Origin of the sequence: Mycolicibacterium stellerae (assembly GCF_003719305.1) — a bacterium.
GTDB lineage: Bacteria > Actinomycetota > Actinomycetes > Mycobacteriales > Mycobacteriaceae > Mycobacterium > Mycobacterium stellerae.
Genome location: NZ_RARC01000001.1, coordinates 259528 through 282473 on the forward strand (window position 1 = coordinate 259528; position 22946 = coordinate 282473).

Annotated in this window: 26 protein-coding genes; 14 read left to right on the forward strand and 12 right to left on the reverse strand. The window is 65.8% G+C overall.

Annotated features, from left to right (window positions below):
• Positions 1-21 precede the first annotated feature (21 nt).
• Positions 22-1689, forward strand: a complete 1668-nt coding sequence (gene pgi / locus D6M19_RS01235) for a glucose-6-phosphate isomerase (RefSeq protein WP_123023331.1) — start codon at positions 22-24, stop codon at positions 1687-1689.
• Between the two features lie 37 nt (positions 1690-1726).
• Here pgi and D6M19_RS01240 read toward each other — a convergent pair whose 3' ends face one another.
• The 3 genes from D6M19_RS01240 to D6M19_RS01250 form a co-directional block, all read right to left on the reverse strand.
• Positions 1727-2098 carry a hypothetical protein gene (locus D6M19_RS01240; RefSeq protein ID WP_123023332.1) on the reverse strand — a complete coding sequence of 124 codons (372 nt, stop codon included), beginning with the start codon at positions 2096-2098 and terminating at the stop codon, positions 1727-1729.
• A 108-nt stretch (positions 2099-2206) separates the two neighbouring features.
• Positions 2207-2524: a hypothetical protein gene (locus tag D6M19_RS34100; protein ID WP_164478278.1), complete on the reverse strand. Its 318-nt coding sequence runs from the start codon at positions 2522-2524 to the stop codon at positions 2207-2209.
• A gap of 47 nt (positions 2525-2571) precedes the next feature.
• Positions 2572-3321, reverse strand: coding sequence for an SDR family oxidoreductase (locus D6M19_RS01250; RefSeq protein WP_123023334.1), 750 nt, complete (start codon positions 3319-3321; stop codon positions 2572-2574).
• A 26-nt stretch (positions 3322-3347) separates the two neighbouring features.
• On the opposite strand from D6M19_RS01250, the gene D6M19_RS01255 reads away from it, so the two are divergent.
• Complete coding sequence (locus D6M19_RS01255; protein WP_123023335.1) at positions 3348-3917, forward strand: chorismate mutase; 570 nt, start codon at positions 3348-3350, stop codon at positions 3915-3917.
• Here the strand turns inward: D6M19_RS01255 and D6M19_RS01260 are convergent.
• Positions 3910-4782 carry an Fpg/Nei family DNA glycosylase gene (locus tag D6M19_RS01260; RefSeq protein ID WP_123023336.1) on the reverse strand — a complete coding sequence of 291 codons (873 nt, stop codon included), beginning with the start codon at positions 4780-4782 and terminating at the stop codon, positions 3910-3912. The two genes, D6M19_RS01255 and D6M19_RS01260, sit on opposite strands and share 8 nt — an antisense overlap.
• A gap of 28 nt (positions 4783-4810) precedes the next feature.
• Here D6M19_RS01260 and D6M19_RS01265 point away from each other — a divergent pair, with 28 nt between their 5' ends.
• On the forward strand, positions 4811-5992 hold the full coding sequence (locus tag D6M19_RS01265) for an aminotransferase class V-fold PLP-dependent enzyme (protein WP_206428413.1): 1182 nt from the start codon (positions 4811-4813) through the stop codon (positions 5990-5992).
• A 7-nt stretch (positions 5993-5999) separates the two neighbouring features.
• On the opposite strand, the gene D6M19_RS01270 is transcribed toward D6M19_RS01265, so the two are convergent.
• Genes D6M19_RS01270 through D6M19_RS01280 form a run of 3 tightly spaced genes read right to left on the reverse strand, consistent with a single transcriptional unit; the run spans position 6000 to position 8213 of the window.
• A complete protein-coding gene (locus tag D6M19_RS01270) occupies positions 6000-6398 on the reverse strand; it encodes a phage holin family protein (RefSeq protein WP_123023338.1) in 399 nt (132 codons plus the stop codon).
• Positions 6399-6407: 9 nt separating this feature from the next.
• A complete protein-coding gene (cobF, locus tag D6M19_RS01275) occupies positions 6408-7148 on the reverse strand; it encodes a precorrin-6A synthase (deacetylating) (RefSeq protein WP_123023339.1) in 741 nt (246 codons plus the stop codon).
• A 15-nt stretch (positions 7149-7163) separates the two neighbouring features.
• Positions 7164-8213 carry a YihY/virulence factor BrkB family protein gene (locus tag D6M19_RS01280; RefSeq protein WP_123023340.1) on the reverse strand — a complete coding sequence of 350 codons (1050 nt, stop codon included), beginning with the start codon at positions 8211-8213 and terminating at the stop codon, positions 7164-7166.
• Positions 8214-8342: 129 nt separating this feature from the next.
• On the opposite strand from D6M19_RS01280, the gene D6M19_RS01285 reads away from it, so the two are divergent.
• Complete coding sequence (locus D6M19_RS01285) at positions 8343-9254, forward strand: AurF N-oxygenase family protein (RefSeq protein WP_123023628.1); 912 nt, start codon at positions 8343-8345, stop codon at positions 9252-9254.
• Positions 9251-10033 carry a DUF4873 domain-containing protein gene (locus tag D6M19_RS01290; protein WP_123023341.1) on the forward strand — a complete coding sequence of 261 codons (783 nt, stop codon included), beginning with the start codon at positions 9251-9253 and terminating at the stop codon, positions 10031-10033. Before D6M19_RS01285 ends, D6M19_RS01290 begins: the two co-directional genes overlap by 4 nt.
• Here D6M19_RS01290 and D6M19_RS01295 read toward each other — a convergent pair.
• Positions 9991-11208 (reverse strand): MFS transporter, encoded by a 1218-nt coding sequence (locus D6M19_RS01295; protein WP_234834640.1) that lies wholly within the window; start codon positions 11206-11208, stop codon positions 9991-9993. The two genes, D6M19_RS01290 and D6M19_RS01295, sit on opposite strands and share 43 nt — an antisense overlap.
• A 186-nt stretch (positions 11209-11394) precedes the next feature.
• Between D6M19_RS01295 and D6M19_RS01300 the strand changes: the two genes are divergently transcribed.
• Genes D6M19_RS01300 through D6M19_RS01320 form a run of 5 tightly spaced genes read left to right on the forward strand, consistent with a single transcriptional unit; the run spans position 11395 to position 16623 of the window.
• On the forward strand, positions 11395-11631 hold the full coding sequence (locus D6M19_RS01300; protein ID WP_123023342.1) for an ABC transporter permease: 237 nt from the start codon (positions 11395-11397) through the stop codon (positions 11629-11631).
• 55 nt (positions 11632-11686) lie between these two features.
• Positions 11687-12733: a hypothetical protein gene (locus D6M19_RS01305; protein WP_123023343.1), complete on the forward strand. Its 1047-nt coding sequence runs from the start codon at positions 11687-11689 to the stop codon at positions 12731-12733.
• 9 nt (positions 12734-12742) lie between these two features.
• Positions 12743-14146, forward strand: coding sequence for a hypothetical protein (locus D6M19_RS01310; RefSeq protein WP_123023344.1), 1404 nt, complete (start codon positions 12743-12745; stop codon positions 14144-14146).
• Positions 14147-14165: 19 nt separating this feature from the next.
• Entirely contained in the window at positions 14166-15347 is a 1182-nt protein-coding gene (locus D6M19_RS01315) for a hypothetical protein (protein ID WP_123023345.1), read from the forward strand.
• Position 15348: 1 nt separating this feature from the next.
• Positions 15349-16623, forward strand: coding sequence for a hypothetical protein (locus D6M19_RS01320; protein WP_123023346.1), 1275 nt, complete (start codon positions 15349-15351; stop codon positions 16621-16623).
• A gap of 3 nt (positions 16624-16626) precedes the next feature.
• On the opposite strand, the gene D6M19_RS01325 is transcribed toward D6M19_RS01320, so the two are convergent.
• Positions 16627-16899 (reverse strand): DUF4235 domain-containing protein, encoded by a 273-nt coding sequence (locus D6M19_RS01325; RefSeq protein WP_123023347.1) that lies wholly within the window; start codon positions 16897-16899, stop codon positions 16627-16629.
• 75 nt (positions 16900-16974) lie between these two features.
• On the opposite strand from D6M19_RS01325, the gene D6M19_RS01330 reads away from it, so the two are divergent.
• A complete protein-coding gene (locus D6M19_RS01330) occupies positions 16975-17841 on the forward strand; it encodes a TIGR03619 family F420-dependent LLM class oxidoreductase (protein ID WP_123023348.1) in 867 nt (288 codons plus the stop codon).
• 31 nt (positions 17842-17872) lie between these two features.
• Positions 17873-18622, forward strand: a complete 750-nt coding sequence (locus D6M19_RS01335; protein ID WP_123023349.1) for an STAS domain-containing protein — start codon at positions 17873-17875, stop codon at positions 18620-18622.
• On the opposite strand, the gene D6M19_RS01340 is transcribed toward D6M19_RS01335, so the two are convergent.
• Positions 18619-19797 carry an ROK family protein gene (locus D6M19_RS01340; protein WP_123023350.1) on the reverse strand — a complete coding sequence of 393 codons (1179 nt, stop codon included), beginning with the start codon at positions 19795-19797 and terminating at the stop codon, positions 18619-18621. The two genes, D6M19_RS01335 and D6M19_RS01340, sit on opposite strands and share 4 nt — an antisense overlap.
• 146 nt (positions 19798-19943) lie before the next feature.
• Here D6M19_RS01340 and D6M19_RS01345 point away from each other — a divergent pair, with 146 nt between their 5' ends.
• Entirely contained in the window at positions 19944-21170 is a 1227-nt protein-coding gene (locus D6M19_RS01345) for an MFS transporter (RefSeq protein WP_123023351.1), read from the forward strand.
• Here D6M19_RS01345 and D6M19_RS01350 read toward each other — a convergent pair.
• Positions 21129-22079 carry a cation diffusion facilitator family transporter gene (locus D6M19_RS01350; protein ID WP_123023352.1) on the reverse strand — a complete coding sequence of 317 codons (951 nt, stop codon included), beginning with the start codon at positions 22077-22079 and terminating at the stop codon, positions 21129-21131. The genes D6M19_RS01345 and D6M19_RS01350 overlap by 42 nt on opposite strands.
• Positions 22076-22456 carry an ArsR/SmtB family transcription factor gene (locus D6M19_RS01355; protein WP_123023353.1) on the reverse strand — a complete coding sequence of 127 codons (381 nt, stop codon included), beginning with the start codon at positions 22454-22456 and terminating at the stop codon, positions 22076-22078. Before D6M19_RS01355 ends, D6M19_RS01350 begins: the two co-directional genes overlap by 4 nt.
• Positions 22457-22517: 61 nt before the next feature.
• On the opposite strand from D6M19_RS01355, the gene D6M19_RS01360 reads away from it, so the two are divergent.
• Positions 22518-22940, forward strand: a complete 423-nt coding sequence (locus D6M19_RS01360; protein ID WP_123023354.1) for a DUF2834 domain-containing protein — start codon at positions 22518-22520, stop codon at positions 22938-22940.
• Positions 22941-22946: the final 6 nt, after the last annotated feature.

Here is a 22946-nt window from a genome sequence, read left to right on the forward strand (position 1 = left end):
AGCCGCACTAGGGTCGGGAGTATGACCGCCGACTTGCAGCACATCCCGGACATCTCGGCCACCCCAGCATGGCAGGCCCTGGCACGGCATCACGATCAGATTCGAGACAAACATATCCGCGAACTGTTCGACGAGGATCCGGCCCGCGGTACCGAACTGGCATTGACAGTCGGCGACCTCTACATCGACTACAGCAAGCACCGGATCACCCGCGAAACGCTGAGACTGCTGATCGATCTCGCGACGGCCGCCGGCCTCGAGCAACACCGCGACGCGATGTTCTCCGGCGTGCACATCAACACCTCCGAGGACCGCGCCGTCCTGCACACCGCGCTTCGGCAGCCGCGGGGCGTCGAGTTGACCGTCGACGGCCAGGACGTCGTGACCGACGTGCACGAGGTGCTGGACCGGATGGGTGAGTTCACCGACCGGCTGCGCAGCGGCGAGTGGACCGGCGCGACGGGCGAGCGGATCACCACCGTCGTCAACATCGGCATCGGAGGCTCCGACCTGGGGCCGGTGATGGTCTACGCCGCGCTGCGCCACTACGCCGACGCGGGCATCTCGTGCCGGTTCGTTTCCAACGTCGATCCCGCCGACCTGGTGGCGAAGTTGGCCGGACTCGAGCCTGCCACAACGCTTTTCATCGTCGCGTCGAAGACGTTCTCCACGCTGGAGACGCTGACGAATGCGACGGCAGCGCGGCGGTGGCTGACCGATGTACTCGGCGACGCCGCGGTGTCCAAGCATTTCGTCGCGGTGTCGACGAACAAGAAGCTCGTCGACGAATTCGGCATCAACACCGACAACATGTTCGGCTTCTGGGATTGGGTCGGCGGCCGGTACTCGGTCGACTCGGCGATCGGCCTTTCGGTGATGGCGGCCATCGGCAAGGAGCGGTTCGCCGAATTCCTCGCCGGCTTCCATATCGTCGACGAACACTTCAAGACCGCGCCGCTGGAGGCGAATGCGCCTGCGCTGCTTGGCCTTATCGGGCTCTGGTACAACAACTTCTTCGGCGCCCAGTCGCGCGCGGTGCTGCCCTACTCCAACGACATGTCCCGCTTCGCCGCCTATCTGCAGCAGCTGACGATGGAGTCCAACGGCAAGTCCGTGCACGCCGACGGGTCGCCTGTCACCACCGACACCGGCGAGATATTCTGGGGCGAACCGGGAACCAACGGCCAGCACGCGTTCTACCAACTGCTGCACCAGGGCACGCGCCTGATCCCCGCCGACTTCATCGGGTTCAGCCAGCCTACCGACGACCTGGCCACCGCCGACGGCACCGGCAGCATGCACGACCTGTTGATGAGCAACTTCTTCGCGCAGACGCAGGTGCTGGCCTTCGGCAAGACCGCCGAGGAGATCGCCGCGGAGGGCACACCGCCAGAGGTGGTGCCGCACAAGGTGATGCCGGGCAACCGACCGTCGACGTCGATCCTCGGCACCCAGTTGACGCCGTCGATCATCGGCCAGCTGATCGCGCTCTACGAACACGAAGTGTTCACCGAGGGTGTCATCTGGGGCATCGACTCGTTCGACCAGTGGGGTGTGGAGCTGGGCAAGACGCAGGCGAAGGCGCTGCTGCCGGTGCTCACCGGTGATGCGTCGCCGCCCAAGCAGTCGGACAGCTCAACCGACGCGCTCGTGCGGCACTACCGCGCCGAGCGCGGTAGAACGGCCTGAGTGCGGTTTCACGTCAAGAACTCAGGCAGTGGGCCCGCTACGGCGCGGGGATGCTGAGGCAGCCCACGTTCGGCACGCAGGCACTGGCACCGCCGCGATCGGCCGCGCCGGTCGGCCCGTTCCAGAACCCGCCGCTTGCCCCACCGCCGTCGGCGGAACCAAACGGGCCGTAGGGGACATCCCCGGTCGCACCGCCGCGGTCGGCCGATGCGCTCGGGCCGTACGGGATGTTGATGTCGGCACCGCCCGCGTTGATGTTTCCGAGGCCCGAACACGCCGAGCCGTCGGCGTTCACACACGGCGGCGGAGGTGGTGGATCCGCACCGGCGGCCGGGGCAAGCGCGACCGCAGCAGACGCAGCGGCACCGGCGAACAGCACGGGTATCAGTCGCGTAATTTTCGCCATCATGATCTTGGTTTACCACCAAAACGACGAACGCGACAACAGCACCGTCGATCGTGCTGTCGCCGCGTTTGTCAGGCGCTATTCGATTGTCGGACTACAGGTTTGCCAGAGTTACGGTGTCACGACCCGACACGGGCCACCGGGGACACAGGCTTCAGCGCCGCCGGGGCCGAAAACGGCCCACGGCCCGCCGGGAATGCTGGCCGAACCGGTGCCGTCGGGATGCGCCATCGCGCCAGGTCCGCCGGGCACTTCAGCGCCTGCACCCTCGGGTCCAGCCGCGGGTGCGCATGGCGTGCCGTCTGGGTTGAAGCACGGCGGCGGGGGTGGCGGGTCGTCTGCGGCGGCAATCGGTGCGAGCGCGATCGACGATGCCGCAGCGCCCGCGAACAACATGGACGTCATTGCTTTTTTCAGTGTCGCGTTCATGCATTTTGGCTACCCGCGACCGCGGAATTCCTAAACCTTAAGTTTGTCTAAGCAAACGGCTTCGTCAGGCGCGGTGGTAACACCTTCATCAGCTGCACCAGCGGCCCCCATGGCCACCACGGCACCGCCGCCCGGCCGGTTTCGCGCTCGATGGCGTTGACCATCGCCTTGGTTCCGGTCTCGTTGTCGACCATCAACATCGTCGAACCCGACTTGGCCGTCATCTCCGATTCGATGTAGCCGGGCTCAAGGACCGTCACCTTGATCGGGCCGCTTGGATACTCGGCGCGCAGCGATTCGCCCAGCGACGACACGCCCGCCTTGCTCGCGGCGTAGGCGGCCTTGACGCCGGGCACCCCCTTGTTGCCGAGCACGGATGAGATCAGTACCAGGTGCCCGCCGCCGCCATTGGTGAACATCTCGATGGCGGTTTCGATCTGGACCAGCGCTGCGACCAGATTCGTCTCGATGGTCTGCTTGTTGGCCCACAGCTTGCCCGATCCCAGCGGAGCGCCCTTGCCGATGCCCGCGTTGACGATGACGCGGTCGATGCCGCCCAGCCGGTCTTCCAGCTCGGCGAACACCTTCGGCACCTGCTCGTGGTCGTTGACGTCGAGCGTCGCTACGGCGACGGTGATTCCGGGGTGCCGCTCGGTCAGCTCGGCCTTGAGCTCGTCGAGCCGGTCAAGGCGTCGGGCGCACAGTGCGAGGTCGCGACCCATGGCGGCGAATGCCCGTGCCATGCCCGCGCCCAATCCGGAGCTGGCACCTGTGATCAAGATTTTCTGGCGAGTCACCCGGATAGCCTAAGCATGATGGAGCGATGAGTCGTAATCGAACTGCTTTGCTGCTGGTGGCCGGGTCGCTGCTGGTGGGCGCGTTTCCCGCCACCGCAGGCGCCGAGCCCGTGAACCCGCTGTACCGCCTCGTCGACACGGCCGCGCAGCGGCTGGCGACCGCAGATCCCGTCGCGGCGTCGAAGTGGATCAACGGCGGCCCCATCACCGATGTGCAGCGCGCCAACCAGGTGCTGGACGCTGTCGGGGCCGACGCCACCGCCCACGGCATCGAACCGCGGTACGTGCGGACGGTCTTCACCGACCAGATCAATGCCACCGAAGGCATCCAGTACACCCGATTCGGGCAGTGGAAGTTCGACCCGCCGACCGCACCGACCACCGCACCAGACCTGGCCGACTCGCGCACTGCGATCGACGGATACAACAAGACGATGGTCGACGAGATTGCGCTGCAATGGAATTCGCTGCACAGCCTGACATGTTCGGCCGAGCTGCACGAAGCGACCGACGCCGTCGCCACCGAACGTCGACTCGATCCGCTGTACCGGCAGGCGTTGTCGTCGGCGACGCGGTCCTATTGCCCGGCTACTTGAGCAGTCGCGACAAGCGCCGGTCGGCGAGCACCTTGCCGCCGGTCTGGCAGGTCGGGCAGTACTGAAAAGACTTGTCGGCGAACGACACTTCGCGCACCGTGTCGCCGCACACCGGACACGGCAGGCCGGTACGGGCATGTACCCGCAGGCCCGAACGCTTCTCGCCCTTCAACGTCGCCGCCTGCTGTCCGACCGACCGCGACACGGCGTCGGTGAGCACCGAGATCATCGCGTCGTGCAGCGCCGCGAGCTGCGCGGCGGTCAGTTTGTTGGCCGTCGCGAACGGCGACAGCTTGGCCACGTGCAGGATCTCGTCGCTGTAGGCGTTGCCGATGCCCGCGATCACCTTCTGGTCGGTGATGACGGTCTTGACCCGGCCGCCCTGCGTCGCGAGCACCTCTGCCAAGCCGTCGCGCGAAAGATCCAGCGCGTCCGGGCCGAGCGCGGCGATCCCGGGGACCTTCGCGGGGTCGTCGACCAGCCAGACCGCCAACCGCTTCTGGGTGCCGGCCTCGGTCAGATCGAATCCGACGCTTTCGTCCGGTGTGCTCGGATTTTTCAAGTGCACCCGTAGCGCGATCGGCCCCTTGCCCGGCTTGAGCGGCGCCGGGGCCAACCGATCGGACCAGCGCAGCCAGCCCGCCCTAGACAGATGCGTGATCAGATGAAGGCCACCCACCTGCAAACCGAGATACTTGCCCCACCGGTTGGCGCCGGTGACGTCGCGGCCGTGTAGCGCGGTCGTCGGCGGATCGAACGTCTTGAGTACGGATAGGGCGGACACGTCGACGCGTCCGACGGTGAGGCCGACGGCGTGCCGACGGAGGTGGTCGGCCAGGGCCTCGACCTCGGGCAGTTCCGGCATGAAACCAGTCTGCCTTACCCTTCCGGAGATGACGTCTGACGGCATGAACATCGCTGAACTGCGCGCTCTGACCCCCGGCTGCCAGCACCGCAACCACCTCAACAATGCGGGCGCGGGCCTGCTCAGCGCCCCGACGATCGCCGCCATGACCCACCAGTTGCAGCTCGAGGCGCAGATCGGCGGGTACGAGGCGGCTGAGGCGGCCGCGAGCCAGATCGACGAGACCTACCGTGCAGTCGCCGAACTCCTCGGCGCCTCCGCGCCGGAGATCGCGCTGTTCGACAACTCGACGCACGCGTGGAACGCCGCCTTCTACTCGGTGCCGCTCGCCGCAGGCGACCGCATCCTGACCGGCCGCAGCGAGTACGGCAGCAACGTGCTTGCCTACCTCCAGGTTTCGCAGCGCACCGGCGCCGAGGTCGTCGTCGTACCCGATGACGACAGCGGACAGCTCGACGTCGCCGCGCTGACCGACCTCGTCGACGAGCGGACGAAGCTAATCGGCCTGAGCTGGGTTCCGACCGCGAGCGGTCTGGTGAATCCGGCCGCAGAGATCGGCAGAATCGCCCAGGAGGCGGACGCCCTGTTCCTGCTCGACGCCACCCAGGTGGTCGGGCAGTTTCCGATTGACGTGCACGCCGTCCGGTGTGACATGTTGACCGGCACGGGCCGGAAGTTCCTCCGCGGACCTCGCGGCACCGGGTTCCTGTACGCGGGACCACGAGCGATCGACCGGCTCGAGCCGTTCGTCGCCGAGATTCGTTCCGCCACCTGGGACGGGGGGCGCTCGTTCACCTGGGCCGAGGGCGCGCAGCGGTTCGAGACCTGGGAGAACAGCTACGTCAACATCGTCGGCCTCGGCGTCGCGGTGCGCCAGGCGCTCGATCTCGGGCTGGCCGAGATCTCAACGCGCAGTAGCAACCTCGGCGTGCGATTGCGCGACGGTCTGGCCGCGGTCGACGGCGTGACGGTGCACGATCTCGGCCGCGAGCGATGCGCGATCGTGACGGCGAAGGTCGCGGGTGTGGCCAGCACGTCTGTGGCGGAAGCACTGGCGGCGCAGCGGATCAATGTCAGCACGACGGTGCCCGACCACAACCAGTTCGACATCCGCGGTGTGCACCCGCTGGTCCGTCTCTCGCCGCACTACTACAACACCGAGGACGAGGTCGACCGGGCGATCGAGAGTGTCGCGACACTGGCCCGCTAGCGAAACCTCAAGCGCGCGTGAGACGTTTGGTGTCGCCGACCACCAGCGACAGCACCCAGCTGACGATCGACAGCACGATCGCCGCCCAGATCGCCGTCCACCAGAAGTCGTCGATGTACAGACCCCAGTGCGTGGTGTGCTCGGTGATCCACGAGGTGATCCACAACATCAATGCGTTGATGACGATGTGGATCAGGCCGAGCGTGAGGATGTAGAGCGGGAAGGAGATGATCTGGACGATCGGCTTGATGACCGCGTTGACCAGACCGAAGACGAGCGCGACGAACAGGATGATTCCGACCCGTTGCAGGGTGGTGTCACCGCCGACGAAATCGATACCGGAAACCAGCAGCGTGACTATCCACAGAGCGAAGCCGGTCACTGCCACACGCAGCAGAAATGCCATACAGCGAGGTTACCTGTGTCGCAACAGATACGTGTCCATGATCCAGCCGTGGCCCGCGCGTGCCTCGGCGCGCAATTTCGCGATCTTCTCGCCGACCTCGCCGACGGTGCCCGACACCAGCAGCTCGTCGGGCGTGCCGAGGTAGGCGCCCCACCAGATGCGGGTCTGCGGCGGACACGATCGGAATGCGCAGTCGCCGTCGAGCATCACCACGGCGCTGCCCGCCAACCCGTCTGCTGCCAGTCGCCTGCCGGTGGTGATCAAAACGGGTTCACCGATGTCGTTGAGCGGGATGCGATGTCGGGCCGTCAGCGCCTGGATCGCGGTGATCCCTGGGATGACGTCGTAGGAGATCTCGACGCGCTGAGCCACCGTTTCCAGGATCCGCAGCGTGCTGTCGTAAAGCGACGGGTCACCCCACGCGAGGAAGGCGCCGACGCCGTCGGGTGCGAGTTCGCGTTCGATGGCGTCCGCCCAGACGGCCGCCCGCGCCGCATGCCATTCCGCGACGGCGGTCCGATACTCGGCGTCCTTGGCTCGCTGGGGGTCGGCGAGTTCGACGAACCGGTAGCCCGGCGTCTGAATGAACCGCTGGCAGATCTGCCGCCGCAGCGCTACCAGATCGGTCTTCGCTTCCCCCTTGTCCATCGCGAAGAAGACCTGCGTGTCGTTGAGTGCGCGGACCGCCTCCGCCGTCACATAATCGGGGTCGCCCGCCCCGATACCGATGACGTGGATCCGACGGGTCACGCTCGTGAGTATGCGCTAACGCTCCCCGCCCCTGGTGCGCCGGAGTTCTTCGGCGCGCTCGATGTCTTTTTCCTCGGCTTTTTCGTTCTTTTCGAGGACGCGGGTGTCGCGCGGGGGCAACTGAATGTCGCGCTCGGCGGGCAACCCCGCCTGCAGCTGACGGCCGCGTTCGAGTTCGGCATCCAGTTCGGCGCCGAACAGCAAGGCCAGGTTGGTGATCCACAGCCACAACAGGAAGACGATCACCCCTGCGAGCGTGCCGTAGGTCTTGTTGTAGCTGCCGAAGTTCGCGACGTAGAGACCAAACAACACCGACGCCGCGACCCACATGAGGATGGCGAACGCCGCCCCGATGCTGATCCAGCGAAACTTCGGCTGCTTCACGTTCGGCGTGGCGTAATACAGCACGGCCACGGCCAGCACGACGCAGACCAGGATCGCCGGCCACTTCGCGATGTTCCACAGCGTCACGGCGACCGATCCTGCTCCGATCGCGTTGCCGACGGTTTCGGCTATCGGCCCGCTGATCACCAGCATCACTGCCACTGCGGAAGCCAACACCAAGCCGGCCAGGGTGAGAACGAGCTGCAGCGGCCGTAGCTTCCAGACCGGGCGACCCTCGTCGATCTCGTAGATCCGGTTCATCGCCCGTCCGAACGCGCCGACATATCCCGACGCCGACCACAGCGCCGCCAACGCGCCGGTGATCAGTGCGACGCCCGCCGACGGCGATTGCACCAACTGCTCGATGGGGTCGCGCAGCAGATTCATCGCGTCGCTCGGCACCACGCCCGCAGCCAACTCCAGCACTGCGTCGACAGTGCGGCGGCCCTGTCCGACGACGCCCAGCAGCGAGACCAACACCAACAGCGCTGGAAACAACGACAACACCGCGTAATACGTGAGCGCTGCCGCGAGGTCGGTGCACTGGTCCTGCTGGAACTCCCGCGCGGTCTTGCGAAGGACGTAGAACAGCGACGGCTTGGTGAGATCTGTTGGCGATTCGGGCTTCCGCGGATCGTCGGGATCCGGTGGGCCGCTGCTTTCATTCCGGTGGAGGGCCATACGGGCCGATACCCGCTTACGGACGCGTCAAACGATCACAAGTCGAAGTATCCGGTACCGCGGGTATTGACATCTTTTGCCCGGCCTCCCTACCGTTGAGACACAACACCCATAAAGAGGGAGATGCGGATGACCGCCTCGATGAGGCAGCAGCCAGCACCCACCCGCCAGGAGTTCGCCGAGCGTCTGCTCAAGGGGTCGGTCAAGAAGTCCTACGCGCCGGTGGTCGACATCGACTGGGATGCGCCGCTGGACCCTGACAAGTTCTTCCTGCCGCCGAAGAGCGTCTCGCTCTACGGCACACCGATGTGGGACGCGATGACCCGCGAACAGCAGATCGAGCTGTCGCGACAGGAGCTCGTCAACACCCTGTCGGCCGGTATCTGGTTCGAGAACATCCTGAATCAGGCGCTGCTGCGCAAGATCATGCACCAGGATCCGACGTCGCGGTCCACGCATTACGAGCTGACCGAGCTCGGCGACGAGACCCGCCACATGGTGATGTTCGGCAAGGCGATCGAACACGTCGGCGCGAAGCCGGTGCAGCCGCGATGGTGGCACCGCGTCGTCATCAACGCACTGCCGTTGGGCTTCAAGGGATCGGTGCTCTGGGTGGCCGCGCTGATCGGCGAGGAGATCTTCGACTCCATCCAGCGACAGATGATGGATGACCCCGAGCTGCAACCGATGGTCCAGCGGCTCATGCGAATTCACGTTACCGAGGAAGCCAGGCACATCCAGTTCGCCCGCGACGGGCTACGGAAGCGCACGCCGACGATGGGCCGTCCGGTCAGGTTGTGGGTGTCCAATATCAACGGGTTGGGCGGGTACTTCTTCCGCTACCTGTTCACCAGCAGGGTGCCCTACTTGCGCGTGGGCCTCGACGCGGACCGGGCGCGCCAGCTCGCGAGGACCAGCCCGCACCGCCGCGAGGTTCAGGTCGCGGGTTTCGCCCCGCTGGCCGCGTTCCTCGAAGAGGTCGGTCTGATGGGACCGATCGCGCGCCGGTTGTGGCGACGCACCGGCTTTTTGCCGCAATGACGGAAGACCACTGCCACGACGTCGTCGTCGTCGGGGTGGACCGCGCAGAGAAGCTGCTCGCCCGAGCGGGCGTCACCGACATCGCAGTCGCCGACGTCCGCGATCTCAGCGGTGCCGCATTCGACGAGGCCACCCACGCCTGGTCACTGCCGACATGCCGGGCCCGGATCGTCGTCACGAGCCAAACCCGTTCGGGGCGCGAGGATCTCGCACCCTATCTCGGTGTCGCCGTGCACGGTGTGCCGAACTATTTCATGGTCACCGGCGCCGACGCCGTCGCCGAGGCACGGCTGGACTACATCGCCGAGTGCCTCGCCATGATGCGGCGCACGGGCCACACCCGCATCGAGGTGCTGTTCAGCACCCAACGCATGTTCACCCTCCGCGGAGCCGACAAGGCCGACCGCGCCGACGCGTCGTACTGGCGGAAGATGGCGAAGGCGGCGGCGAGGGCATTCGACCTGAGCTCGGACATCGGCGTCGTCGACGAGATCTACGACGGTGCGGCGACGATCGGCGTCGGCGACCACGGACGCCGGGTACGGGTCCGGCTGTCCGGCCACCTCGATCCCCTCGACGGCCGATATCACTGGCAGGGCACGGTTTTCGATGACCTAGCCGACGAGGTGCTGGCCGGGCCGGTGACGCTGACGATCGGCGATCGGACCGCCGAATGCCGGATCACCGAGCGCACGCCGCAAGGCAGGTACTCGGTCGTCGGCGTCGGGACGCCGCCCTACGCCCTTGACGACGTCGAGGTCGTCGTACCGTGCCGGTAGCGCGGCGCGGCGACAAGAAGCAGGACGGCGAACACCGCTCCGACGACGCCTGATACGAGTAACGGCAGGCTGCCGTCGGTCCCCCACAACAGACCTGCCCACACGCCCGCGATCAAGATCGCGAAACCGCTCGCGCCCTGGAAGACGCCCTGCGCGCTGCCCTGCAGGTCGGATCCGACCAGCGACGAAATCCACGCCTTGGCAACGCCGTCGGTGCATCCGGTGAACAACCCGTAGACCCCGATCAGCACCCACGCCGTGACAGTGTCGGTGGTCAGCCCGAGGCCGATGTAGCCGACCGCGAAGAACACCAGCCCGATCCCGAACACCGCGGGCCGCGGAATGCGGTCGGCGAGCAACCCCGCCGGGTAGCTCGACATCGCATACACCAGGTTGTAACCGACGTAGGCCAGGATCACCTCGACGACCGAGAAGCCGATCTCGTTGAGCCGCAGCAGCAATAGCGCGTCGGGGAAGTTGACGATGCCGAACGCGACCAGGACCGCGGTCACCCGCCAGTACCCACCGGGCAGGTCCCGCACCCGCGCGAAGATCGCTCTTCGCTGCGTGGGCACCACCCGCCGCGTCTCGCGCACCAGGAAGACCAGCGCGACGCTCAGCACCGCAGGCACGACGGCCACCCAGAGCAGCGGTGCGATCTGATGGTCGAGCAGTTCGTAACCGGCCAGCCCCAGCAGTGGGCCGACGACGGCACCTGCCGTGTCCATCGCCCGGTGGAATCCGAACACCCGACCACGTGCAGCGTCGTCGATGCCTTCGACCAGCAGGGTGTCCCGAGGGGCATCTCGGATGCCCTTGCCGAGCCGGTCGACGACCCGGCCCGCGAGCACACCGGGCCATCCCGTGGCCGCCGCCACGATGAGCTTGCCGAGCGCTGCCATGGAATAGCCGGTGGCGATCAGTGGTCGGCGGGCGAATCGATCACCAAGTGGTCCAGCAGCCAGCTTGGTCAGCGAGGCCGCACCCTCTGCGGCGCCTTCGACGGCACCGACAATCGCGGCTGGCGCGCCCAAGACCGATGTCAGGTAGATGGGCAACAGCGGATACAGCAAATCGGACGCGACGTCCTGTAAGAACGACACCGCGGAGAGAATCCTGACGTTACGGGTGAGCCACCGCCGCCGGGGATCGCCTTCCTGCACCTCGACCATCATGGTGCACACCGCACGCGGTGTGTGCGACAGTCACTCACGTCGAATCGACAATAGCGAGAACGTTCTTTCGCTCGAGGTCATTGTTGCGCGTCAATCCTCACCGGAACCGAAGATTCGATCAATTTAACAAGCGGGGCGCGTAGCATTCGATCGGCACAAAGGTCGATCGAGAGCAGGTGGCCGCAAATGGGGAATGCACGAATTCGCTTCTGGATTGAGGTTGCGTTGGCTGCAATTGCGGCCGCGCTCGCCGTACTGACGCTGATCACCCGGGAGTGGATCGAGCTGCTCTTCGGCGTCGATCCTGATCAGGGCAGCGGCGCACTCGAATGGGCCATCGCGATTGCCTTGTTTGTTGCCTCCATTGTGTTGGCTTTGGTTGCCCGCTGGGACCGAAGGAAGCACATCATCCCGGCGAGCTGAGCCGCGTCGCGCCAAGTCCTCTCGGAAACAACTAAACGAACCGAGGCATTCGGTCATGAAGACGCTCCTGCAGGCTTTCGTGCACGCCATTTCGCGAATTCCGGCGGCGCTGGCCGAGCTGCGGCACTTACCGCTGCAAATTCTGCAGATGTTGCGAGCGATATGCCGCCGCATCCGACTCCAGTGCAGAGGCGAATGGCCGACCAGGCCATCGACGGGTGGGTGTTGCCTGCACCTCACCGACGCCAGCGTCCGGCCCGATCCACTCATCTACTCGCAGCCCTACCTGATGGCGCAGGGACTCGCGGTGACATGGGACAACCCCGACATCGAACTGTTCGACGACGGGACCCCGGTCCCGTCAAGCGCCCTCAAACCCAACCACGACTACGACGTGCGGGTGCGGGTCTGGAACGGCTCGTACAACTCGGCGGCGATCAACCTCCCCGTGCACCTGTCGTTCCTGACCTTCGGTATCACCACCACTTCCACGGCCATCGCGGTGAAGACCATTCCCATGCTCGGCGCGAAGGGCTCCGCGTCCCACCCCGCCACCCTCACGTTCACCTGGCGGACTCCGGCGCAGGCAGGCCATTACTGCCTGCAGGCCTTTCTCGACTGCCCCGACGACGCCAACCCCGACAACAACCTCGGTCAGGAAAATGTCCAAGTCGGCGAACTGGCATCGCCGGCGAAATTCCGCTTCGCAGTGCGAAACACCGCTGCGGTGCGGCGCGCGATCGTGTTCGAAGCCGACACCTATGAATTGCCCGCCGGCACACCGTGCGGCGACGACTATGCCCACCAGTTCGGCGAGCGCCCGTACAGGTCGAGGCTGGAGGAAAGCCGCGCGCATTGGGCGTGGGCGCGGCGCACCCAGCCCTACGGTGCATTTCCCGTTCCCGACGATTGGTCGGTACGCATCGAACCAAGCCGAGTCGTACTCGCACGCGACGAGGAGCAGGCGGTCGACGTCACCATCGAACCGACGGGACCGGCCTTCACAGGCAGGAAGGCTTTCAATATCCGAGGTTTCGCGCTGTCCGCCGACAACGCCACCCGGCAGTCCATCGGCGGCGTCACCCTTCATGTGACGGGATGAGGGGTCGCCATGGCAGCCCGCAAATACACGCAGTGCTTCAACTACCCAGGCCCCCCGCTGCAGAAGCCGTTCAACCTGGACCGCGACATGCCGTTCATCGTCGCCTCGGTCGCATTCCAGGTGCTCAGCTTCGTCACCGTCGGCCTGGTGGTCGGCCTGATCTTCGGACCCGTCGGGGCGGTGATCGGGGTCGCCGCCGGCCTTCTGATCGGTATCACGACAAGCGTCGCGGGCACGATCGTCGACAGCGCTGACAAGTGGTTGAACCAACGACTGGTCTGCCTGGGTGCCGCCCCGGTGTGCGCAGTTGGCACGATCACAGCGAGCACCATCGGCCCCAAGAATGAGACCGACGACAAGTCGGGTCCGCGGCGCTCGGAGCTCGGGGCGCTGGACAACGACGAGTTCTTCGACCTCGTGCTGATGCCCCACCGCCCAGAGGACGACTACGTCGCGATGGCCGATCCGCGCAATCCGAATGCCACATCGCCGCGTTGGGGCGCAGTTCGCAAAGACCAGACAGCCAACATCGCGAACAATCCGGCCAACGAGATCTACAAAGACGGCTTCCAGGGGCAAGCACTGCTAAGGCCCAACCCCAACATGCTGCTGCCCGGCTCGCTGTTCCTGGGCTATCTCAATCAGGCCGAACATGGCGAGGCATGGCTCGAGGAGCACCAGACCCGCAGCCGCCTGCACGTGGAGGCTGAAGGCGACTTCTGGATCCGGATGAAGGACGCCGCGGCTCTTCTCGGCGTGCTGGCCACCGCCGCCACGGTGGTGACGGCCGTCGGCGCGGGTGCGGGTGCGTATGCGGGATCGTCGTGGGGCTGCGCCCTCGGATCATGGTTCTTCGGGCCGGTCGGCTGTGCGATCGGGGCGATCATCGGTGGGATCATCGGCGCGCTGGCCGGCGGCGCGGCCGCCGGGCTCGGCAGCAAGGCGGTGATCGAAGCGGTCATGCAGTCGATGTTCGACGAGGACCCCGGCGAGATCGACGATGCCAACGTCGGTGACCTGCCGCCCGGCGGCTACGCCGAAGGTCAGCACGTGGTGGTGTTCGGTGAGCATGTGTACGACGGCTTTCACCAGGGCTGGCACGAGATGCATCCGCTGCTGGCGATCAAAATGGTCAGCGACGAAAGCGGCTTCCTCACATGGAATCCGGGCGCGGCCACATCACCGGATGGCCTCACCGTCGAGGACATGAACCGCGGCATGGAGAGTCCGGCTTTCGCCGCCCGGGCGAAGGCCTATGTCGAGCAGGAGTGTCGCGGGATTCGCGATGCGCACGCGCCTGAAACACGCAGGCAGCAACAGAAACTCGAGAATCGGTGGTCGATTCACCCGCTCGTCGACGGGTGCCGGCCCGCCGATCCCGACCCCGATCCCGACCCCGCCGGTCCTCACTGACTTCGGGAAGGGTCCTGCCATGGGTCTGTCCAACTTGCTTCGCATCATGGGTCGGACGTTGGTCCGACTGCCACTCGAGATTGCGACCGCGCTGTGGCGGCTCATCGTGATGCTGGCCCTGCTGCTGTTGCTGCTCGCGCATATGATTGCCGAGTTCTTGGAGTGGGTGTGCAAGAAGCGACCGGAGCGACCGCCGCCGAAACACTGCTGTGAGGTGCCGCCCCACGTCAAGCGATCACCGGATCCGTGCCTCTACAGCCAGTTCTACCTTATGGCACAGGGCCTTTCGGTGACGTGGGACAACCCCGACATCTGGATCACGCTGCCGGACGGCACGCCGGTCGAGTCCCACGCACTGCAACCGGCCACCAAATACCTTGTGCACGGACGCATTCACAACGCCTCCTTCGACCCGGCGCTGGGCACCGCGGTTCGCTGCCTTTACCGTCCGTACAGCTTCAACTCGCCGGACCGCGTTCCCATCGAGGTTCTGCCCGATGGCAGCGAGCGGGTGATTGTGCTGCACATTGCGCCGTGGCAGAGCGAAGTCGCCGTCTTCAACTGGACCACCCCGCCGACTCCCAACCAACACTGGTGCCTACAGGTGGAGTGCACTCACCCAGCCGACAAGAACCCCAACAACAATCTCGGCCAAGAGAACACCCAGGTGCTCGGCGGCTCGTCGGGTTCACACGTGCAGACGGGTGCACGCCTGTTCAATCCGACCGACCGCACAATGCGCGCCCGCGTCACGATCGATCAGTACACGGTTCCGTCCGCAGAGGTGGCGCTGCAACTCGACACTCGCGTCCGGCACCTGCGCCGCAGACGACCGTTGGACAACATCCGCAACCTGATGCTCGTCGTCGATGGCCAGGGCAAAGTCCGACGGCATGGTGCGACCGGGCCCGTGATGGTCTCCTATGTCTATCGCGGCTTCCACCAACTGCGGCGCGGTAACGAGCGTGGCGTGCAGCCGCTGGATCCGGGCTGGAAAGCCGAAATCAACGGTCAGGTCGTCGACGCCGCGGGACACGTCGTCGTCGAGATGGCGCCCCGCACCGGAGTCGATCTTCCGATCTCTTTCACGATCCCGCCGATCATCACGCTGCAGCGCGCTCAACAGAAATTCAATGTGATCGCCACCAGCGATCGCGGAAAACTGCTGGGCGGGTTGACGATTAGAATGGATGCGAATTGACATGCCGAGGAATCTCCCGCAGTATGCGAATTGCGCCGCACCGGGTGACAGCTATCCGATGTCGGCGGGCAATATCGCGCTACTGACGTTCGGCAGCCTCTTCTTCGGTGCGCTGGCGGGCGGCCTGTACGCGATGGTCATGACGGCCCTGGAGACTACTGCCGAACTCGGCTGCATCCTGGGCATCCTGTTTCTCACGACGCTTGTCACCGGTGCCGCGATGTTCAAGACGTGGTACTACAACGCGCGGCTGATGTGCATTCGCCATGACCAGTGCACCGCAGGCACGGTCGTGGACGAACCCACCGTTTCCACAGACGGCGACCGCAAGATCAATCTGCTTCTCGCGCCGTTCAGCGTCGAAGAGACCGAGCAGCTGATGGTAGACACGCTGGACAGCATGCGCGGCACGTTGAGCAATGTCCCGCCGCTCACCGACCTGCAGAACCGGCAGATCCGGTTCGACTACGTCCGCGGTCTCAGCGACGCCGACCAACAGCGCGTCTACACGGAGCTGATCGACAACCGGATGTTCGGTCAGCCCGGCCGCGCGTTTCTGCGCCACTTCTATCGGCGCGACGAGGCACGCATGGGCACATCGGCCTTCAACGAATCTCCCGACGACACCGCCGTCCCGTCAAACCCGATGTACCGCTACGACGGCCCAATTCTGGTGCCCTACATCCACAATGAAGTCGACGGCTACATCCTTGGCAAGTTCCTCGACAACCTGCTGGCCGCCCTGGTGACCGCGCTCGTCGCCTACACCGCGCTGTGCGCGCTGTGCGTGACGGTGGGCCTGCCCGAGCCGCTGTGCGGGGCAGGCGCCGCGGCATTGGCGGCATTGCTGGCGTTGCTCGCGCTCATCCTGGCCACCGCCATCAACCCGCCGTCGGACGGAGACGCTTCGGAGGTCGATGTCGACGTGGAGGACCCCGACTTCGACGCACCGCCGACCGAGATGCGTCGCGGAGACGTGGTGTTCGTGTTCGGCAACTGGATCATGGACGAAGAGCACGCAAACTACTTCGAGATCCACCCCGTGAAAGCCTGGCACTTGCTGTGCCAGCGCGGCGGATTCGACCCCAACGACTGGGTCCTCAGCGACGACATTCCCAGATCCGAATGCGCGGTGGACGTCCGACAGATGACCGAGGCGGACTTCGAGCGCCTCTGCGGGATGGTCAAGGACGCGGAAACGACCGATCCCGACGACGGGATGCTGCTGAGGACGGCCGCGGCGTTGGCGACGGTGCCGCCTCGACCGGAACCGTGACGACTACTCGGGACTCTCGTTGGTGACGGCCCGATAGCCGTGCGCACTCGCGCGGCTGACGCCGGCACGGACAAGGCCGAACACCAACCCCTGCAGCGCGGCGGCGCCGAGCGCCTCACGTCCGGACCGGTTGAGATCCTTCGGGTCGGGCGGCTCCTGGTCCGACGGGCTGACCCGCTGCCAGATCTCGTTGAAGACCCAACCGGCGATCAGACCCCCGGCGACGGAGGTCGCAAGCTGCAGTGGCATGTACATGGCCTTGGATACCGTGCTCATGGCCTCGGCGTACCCGACGGCGCGGCAGCGAAACGCGACGAAGGCACAGATTAGAACACGTTCTAGTATTCACAGATGCGGTTCACCTATGCGGAAGCGATGACAGACCCCACCTACTACCTGCCGTTGGCCAAGGCCGCCGAGGATGCCGGCTATCACGCGATGACGATCGCCGACAGCATCGCCTACCCGTTCGAGTCGGACTCGAAGTATCCCTACACCCCCGACGGTAACCGCGAATTCCTCGACGGCAAGGCGTTTGTCGAAGCGTTCGTCCTCGCGGGCGCACTGTGCGCGGTGACAACCAGGCTGAGGTTCAACTTCTTCGTGCTGAAGCTGCCGATCCGCCCGCCTGCGCTGGTGGCCAAGCAGGCCGGCTCGCTGGCGGCGATCTTCGGCAACCGGCTCGGGCTCGGCGTCGGCACCAGCCCGTGGCCGGAGGACTACGAGCTGCTCGGCGTCCCTTTCGCCAAGCGCGGCAAGCGAATGGACGAATGCATCGACATCATCAAGGGGCTGACATCGGGTGACTACTTCGAGTTCCACGGCGAGTTCTACGACATCCCGAAAACGAAGATGACCCCGGCACCGTCCGAGCCGATTCCGATACTCATCGGCGGGCACGCCGAGGCCGCGCTGCGCCGGGCGGTCCGCTGCGACGGCTGGATGCACGGCGGCAGCGGCCGCAAGGAACTCGACCGGCTCATCGCAAGGCTGAACGAGATTCGCCAGCAAGAGGGCCGCACCGACCCGTTCGAGATCCACGTCATGTCGGCAGACGCGTACACCACGGACGGGATCAAGCGGCTCGAGGACAAGGGCGTCACCGACGCCATCGTCGGCTTCCGCAACCCTTACGTCATGGGCAACGACTCCGAGCCGTTGGACACCAAGATCCGCAACCTCGAGACCTTCGCCGAAAAGGTCATGGCAAAGGTGTGATCAAAACCCAGGTCTGGGTAACCAACGTTCAATGAGCCAAGCCTGCACACTGACGGTCACCGAGGATTCCGTGGACGGTGCGACTGTGCTCACCCCCGACGGCGTTCTGGACTCCTCCACCTATCGTGCCCTGCGCGACGAGGTGATCGAAGCGGCCCTCGGCGAGCCACGGGCGGTCATCGTCGACGTCAGCCGGCTGTCGGTGCCTGCCGATTCGTCCTGGTCGGTGTTCAGCAGCGCGCGCTGGCATGTCGACGGTTGGCCGAGTACACCGATCGTGCTCGTCTGCGAGCACCAGGACATGCGAACCGCTTTCGGCCGATGTGGAGCGTCGCGATGGGTCTCCGTCCATCCGACGATCAAGACGGCGCTGGCCACCCTGCAGCGCCGCGACGTCATGGCGCACCGAGCCAGGGCCGCGCTGCCCGCAGATCCGTCCAGTCTTCGTCGGTCGCGCGACCTGGTGGAGCGCTGGCTGACGGCATGGGCGCACACAGATCTGATCCCGGTGACTCAGGTGATCGTCACCGCGTTGGTCGAGAACGTCTTGCAACACACCGACAGCGGACCCGATATCCGGCTTCAGGCCGACGGTGCGACTGTCACGGTCGCAGTCGATGACGCCAGTCGTGTTCAGGCGAGCCTTGGCGAAACACCGACGCGCGCCGGTCATCCGTTGGGCATGCGGATTGTGAACGCGCTCTGCCGTCAATGGGGTAATGCGCCAACGCGCTCCGGCAAGACGGTGTGGGTCATCGTCGGCCGGGAGAACCGCATCTAGCTCTTCGCCCGGAGCGACTCGTCGATGAGACGCGGGCTCAGCACGTGGTCGAGGACCATGGTGGCGCTACCGATGACGCCGGACTGGTCCCCGTAGGTGGTCGGCACGACTTGAAGCACACGGGTCGCGAGCGCGGTCGCGTTGCCGTACAACGTTTCCCGCAGACCCGCCACGAAGATGTCGTATGCCCTTGCCATGTCGCCCGCGACGACCAGCAATGCGGGGTTGAGCAGGTTCACCGCGGCTGCCAGAACCTCGCCGACGTGACGGCCGCTGTCCCGGATCAACCTCCGCGCCTCGGCGTCCCCGCCGTTGGCTAGTTCCACGACATCGCGGATGTGGCCCACCGCGTGACCCTGTTGCGTCAGAGCCCGCACCAGCGCCCAACCGCCCGCGATCGCTTCCAGACATCCGGTGTCGCCGCATCGGCACGGCACCCCGTCGGCGGCGGGCGTTTTGTTGTGGCCGAACTCGCCTGCGGCTTGTACCGCGCCACGCTGCAGCGAACCCCCGGCGATGATGCCTGCTCCGAGACCAGTAGACGCCTTGATGACGAGCACATCGTCGACGGCCTGACGCTCACCCCGCCGCTCTGCCAGCGCAATGACGTTGACGTCGTTGTCGAGGATGACGGGCGCATCGGTCAGCTCGACGAAATAGGGCGCCAGCGGTACCCCGTCCCAGCCGCTCATGATCGGCGAGTCGAGGCTGCAGCCGCGATGCTGGTCGACCGTCCCGGGTAGGCACAGCCCGACGCCGTGAATGCGAACATCGCGGTGCCCCTCGAGCAGGACGTCGAGCCTCTTGGCCACGTCGGGCATCAACTCGTCGGGACCGATGCCGATCTCCTGGTCGATATCGGCTGCGGCCAGGATCTCGCCGGCGAGGTTGCACACCGCCAGCCGGGTCCGGCTGCGCCCGATCGCGGCGGCGAGCACGACGCCGGCGTCGGCGTTGAACGTCAGCAGCGCGGCGGGCCTGCCACCGGTGGACGGCGCCTGTTGACGTTCGGTGATCAGGTCCTGATCCGCCAGCGCAGCCACCCGAGCGGCCACAGCGGTGCGGGACAGGCCGGTCTGGTCACCGAGCTCGGCACGTGTGATGGCGCCCGCGGCACGGATCAGCCCGTAGACGTCGCCTGCCGAGGTGGCCGTCGAAGTTCGGAAAAAGGCCATGTCATCGATTCAAATAGGTCCGATCGGGGTTCTGGCCCAATCGTAACCTGCACCACTTTTACCGTCAAAATACCTAAGTCAGTTTGCTGACTGCCTAAAGTCTCGTTACCGTGGCGAGGGTCCAACCACAGGAAGGTCCAACGTTTGTGACCATCTCGCTTGACCGGCCCTTGACGGCCCCCGTCTCCGTCGTCGCTCCCGCACCCTCGGTGCGTTGGCTTGCGGTGTTGGCGCTTGCCCTCGGCGGGTTCGGCATCGGAACCACCGAGTTCGTCGCGATGGGCCTGCTTCCGGATATCGCGTCCAGCTTCGCCATCTCCGAACCGACCGCAGGACACATCATTTCGGCGTACGCGCTCGGCGTAGTCGTCGGGGCGCCGCTGATCGCCGCACTGACCGCACGCATGCCGCGAAAGACGGTGCTGTTAGCGCTGATGACAGTGTTCACGCTCAGCAACCTCGCCAGCATGTTCGCCCCGTCGTACGGGATGCTGATCGCGGCGCGCTTCGTCGCCGGCCTGCCCCATGGGGCGTTCTTCGGTGTCGCCGCGATGGTGGCCTCCTTCCTGATGGGGCCACGGAACCGAGCCAAAGCGGTGGCCCATGTCATGACCGGTTTGACCGTCGCGACCGTTGTGGGTGTGCCGATGGCCTCCTGGCTCGGCCAGGCCCTTGGCTGGCGCAGCGCCTTCGGTCTTGTGGTCGCCGTCGGAATGGCGACGCTGACCGCGATCGCATTCTGGCTCCCTCCGCTGCGGTCGATGCACGTGACAAGTCCCCTGACCGAACTCGGCGCGCTCAAACGCGTGCAGGTGTGGTTGGCGATCCTGGTGGGCATGGTCGGATTCGGCGGCATGTTCGCCGTGTACACCTACATCAACACGACGATGACCGACGTCGCGGGGATGCCGCGCGCGCTGGTCCCGTTGGCGCTCATGGTCTTCGGCGTCGGCATGGTGGTGGGCAACCTGGTCGGTGGCAAGATCGCCGACATCTCGGTGGTTCGTGGTCTGTATCTGTCGATGAGCGCCCTTGGCATCGCGCTGACGGTGTTCGTGGTGGCCTCCCACAACCCGTGGACGGCCCTGCTGGTGTTGTTCGCGATCGGCGCTGCCGGCTCGGCGATGGGCCCTGCATTGCAGATCCGGCTGATGGACGTCGGCCACGACGCTCGAACGCTGGCGGCCTGCCTCAACCACTCGGCGCTGAACATGGCCAACGCGATCGGCGCTTTGGTCGGCGGGCTCGTCATCGCGGCCGGATACGGCTACACCGCACCCGCGGCCGCAGGCGCGATGCTGTCTGCCGCGGGAATTCTGGTTCTCACCGGCTCATTGGCGTTGCAGCGAAGGACCCCCACCCCGGCCCTGTGATGGGTAGGCGTGGATCAGCGCGCTGCTCAGCCTCGGCACTTCGTGCATCAGCTCGTGCTCGGCGTCGTGGGCCAACCGGTGCGCCTCGTCCAGGCTGGTGCCGGGCTCGACGTCCAGTTCGGCGTCGGCGTGCAGGCGGTGACCGATCCAGCGCATCCGCACACTGCGTACGGCCTTGACCCCCGGCCGTGACGCCAGGGCAGCCTCGGCGGCGTCGACGAGTTCCGGATCGACGCCGTCCATCAGGCGCCGGAACACATCTCGTGCAGCGGCACGCAATACCGCGAGGATCGCCACGGTGATGACGATGCCGACCATCGGGTCGGCGAGCGGGAATCCGGCCGCGACGCCACCGGCGCTCGCCAGTACCGCAAGCGAGGTGAAGCCGTCAGTGCGAGCATGCAGGCCGTCGGCAACCAGTGCGGCAGAACCGATTCGGCGGCCGGTGCGGATGCGGTACAGCGCCACAGCTTCGTTGCCGAGGAATCCGACAAGGCCTGCGACGGCTACCCACCCGACATGATCGATCGGCACCGGATGGATCAGCCGGAGCACGGCCTCATAGCCGGCGATGACGGCCGAAAAGGCGATCATCGCAACGACGAAGAGCCCAGCCAGATCCTCGGCGCGGCCGAAGCCGTAGGTGTATCGGCGCGTCGCCGCTCGTCGGCCGAGCACGAAAGCGATCCACAACGGAACAGCCGTCAGCGCGTCGGAGAAGTTGTGAATTGTGTCGGCCGCCAAGGCAATCGACCCGGAGATCGTGACGATCGCGGCCTGCGCAAGCGCGGTGGCACCGAGCACAACCAGGCTGATCTTGACGGTGCGGATGCCGATCGCACTGGATTCCAACGCGCTGTCAACGCTCTCGACGGCATCGTGGCTGTGTGGCACGAATGCGTGCGTCATTGCCGGCCCGCCTTCCTGGGCGTCAGGGTTGCGGCGTCGCCACGGTGGTGGGCGGGCACGCCGGGTCCGGCATGCTCGGCGTTGAAGACCGCATCGCTGACCAGTTGACGAACGTGTTCGTTTTCGAGGCTGTAGTAGATCGTGGTGCCCGCCCTCCGGGTGCGGACCAAACGGGCCATCCGCAGCTTGGCGAGATGCTGCGACACCGACGGTGCCGGCTTGGCGACCAACTCGGCGAGTTCGTTGACGGAGAGTTCCCGATCGACGAGCGCCCATAGCGCCTGCACCCGTGTCGGGTCGGCCAGCATCCGGAACACCTCGACGATCAACCCCACCTGGTCGTCGTCGATTCGCGCTCGATCACTATCTGCATTCATACGCAGATAGTAGATGAAGTGAAAGTGCTCTTGAAGGGGCGCAGCCTTCTACCGTGAGCGGATGCTCATGTCCCGGAAACTGTTGTGCGTCGCCTACGTGGCGATCGCGCTGGTAGCGCTCGTCGCGACCTGGAGTCAGAACATCCTCTTCTTCCGCGGCGGCGGAAGCTTCTTGGGGTTCTGGGAGGCCACAAAGGCCAACCCCGCATCCCGATCGGTCACCGTCGATATCGCGCTGCTGCTGCTCGCGGTGGCGATCCTGATGGTGATCGAGGCGCGCAGGCTCGGCGTGAAATTCGTGTGGGCCTACATCGCCGGGGGCTTTTTGATCGCGATCAGCGTGGCGTTTCCGCTGTTCCTGCTGGCCCGCGAACTCCGCCTGGAGAAGTCGGACGCGACACAACTGCGCAATATCGACTCGATCCTGCTTGCCGCACTCGCCGGCTTCACGCTGGCGTTCACCATCTGGGTCGACGTGGTCTGACGGCGG

Coding starts and splice junctions, on each gene's coding strand:
- D6M19_RS01340 (WP_123023350.1), bottom strand. CDS start 19,797: ATGGCCTTTTTCCGAACTTCGACGGCCACCTCGGCAGGCGACGTCTAC.
- pgi (WP_123023331.1), top strand. CDS start 22: ATGACCGCCGACTTGCAGCACATCCCGGACATCTCGGCCACCCCAGCA.
- D6M19_RS01315 (WP_123023345.1), top strand. CDS start 14,166: ATGGGTCTGTCCAACTTGCTTCGCATCATGGGTCGGACGTTGGTCCGA.
- D6M19_RS01300 (WP_123023342.1), top strand. CDS start 11,395: ATGGGGAATGCACGAATTCGCTTCTGGATTGAGGTTGCGTTGGCTGCA.
- D6M19_RS01335 (WP_123023349.1), top strand. CDS start 17,873: ATGAGCCAAGCCTGCACACTGACGGTCACCGAGGATTCCGTGGACGGT.
- D6M19_RS01255 (WP_123023335.1), top strand. CDS start 3,348: ATGAGTCGTAATCGAACTGCTTTGCTGCTGGTGGCCGGGTCGCTGCTG.
- D6M19_RS01280 (WP_123023340.1), bottom strand. CDS start 8,213: ATGGCCCTCCACCGGAATGAAAGCAGCGGCCCACCGGATCCCGACGAT.
- D6M19_RS01260 (WP_123023336.1), bottom strand. CDS start 4,782: ATGCCGGAACTGCCCGAGGTCGAGGCCCTGGCCGACCACCTCCGTCGG.
- D6M19_RS01305 (WP_123023343.1), top strand. CDS start 11,687: ATGAAGACGCTCCTGCAGGCTTTCGTGCACGCCATTTCGCGAATTCCG.
- D6M19_RS34100 (WP_164478278.1), bottom strand. CDS start 2,524: ATGAACGCGACACTGAAAAAAGCAATGACGTCCATGTTGTTCGCGGGC.
- D6M19_RS01355 (WP_123023353.1), bottom strand. CDS start 22,456: ATGAATGCAGATAGTGATCGAGCGCGAATCGACGACGACCAGGTGGGG.
- D6M19_RS01310 (WP_123023344.1), top strand. CDS start 12,743: ATGGCAGCCCGCAAATACACGCAGTGCTTCAACTACCCAGGCCCCCCG.
- D6M19_RS01285 (WP_123023628.1), top strand. CDS start 8,343: ATGACCGCCTCGATGAGGCAGCAGCCAGCACCCACCCGCCAGGAGTTC.
- D6M19_RS01320 (WP_123023346.1), top strand. CDS start 15,349: ATGCCGAGGAATCTCCCGCAGTATGCGAATTGCGCCGCACCGGGTGAC.
- D6M19_RS01325 (WP_123023347.1), bottom strand. CDS start 16,899: ATGAGCACGGTATCCAAGGCCATGTACATGCCACTGCAGCTTGCGACC.
- D6M19_RS01290 (WP_123023341.1), top strand. CDS start 9,251: ATGACGGAAGACCACTGCCACGACGTCGTCGTCGTCGGGGTGGACCGC.
- D6M19_RS01270 (WP_123023338.1), bottom strand. CDS start 6,398: ATGGCATTTCTGCTGCGTGTGGCAGTGACCGGCTTCGCTCTGTGGATA.
- D6M19_RS01360 (WP_123023354.1), top strand. CDS start 22,518: ATGCTCATGTCCCGGAAACTGTTGTGCGTCGCCTACGTGGCGATCGCG.
- D6M19_RS01330 (WP_123023348.1), top strand. CDS start 16,975: ATGCGGTTCACCTATGCGGAAGCGATGACAGACCCCACCTACTACCTG.
- D6M19_RS01350 (WP_123023352.1), bottom strand. CDS start 22,079: ATGACGCACGCATTCGTGCCACACAGCCACGATGCCGTCGAGAGCGTT.
- D6M19_RS01295 (WP_234834640.1), bottom strand. CDS start 11,208: ATGATGGTCGAGGTGCAGGAAGGCGATCCCCGGCGGCGGTGGCTCACC.
- D6M19_RS01265 (WP_206428413.1), top strand. CDS start 4,811: ATGACGTCTGACGGCATGAACATCGCTGAACTGCGCGCTCTGACCCCC.
- D6M19_RS01240 (WP_123023332.1), bottom strand. CDS start 2,098: ATGATGGCGAAAATTACGCGACTGATACCCGTGCTGTTCGCCGGTGCC.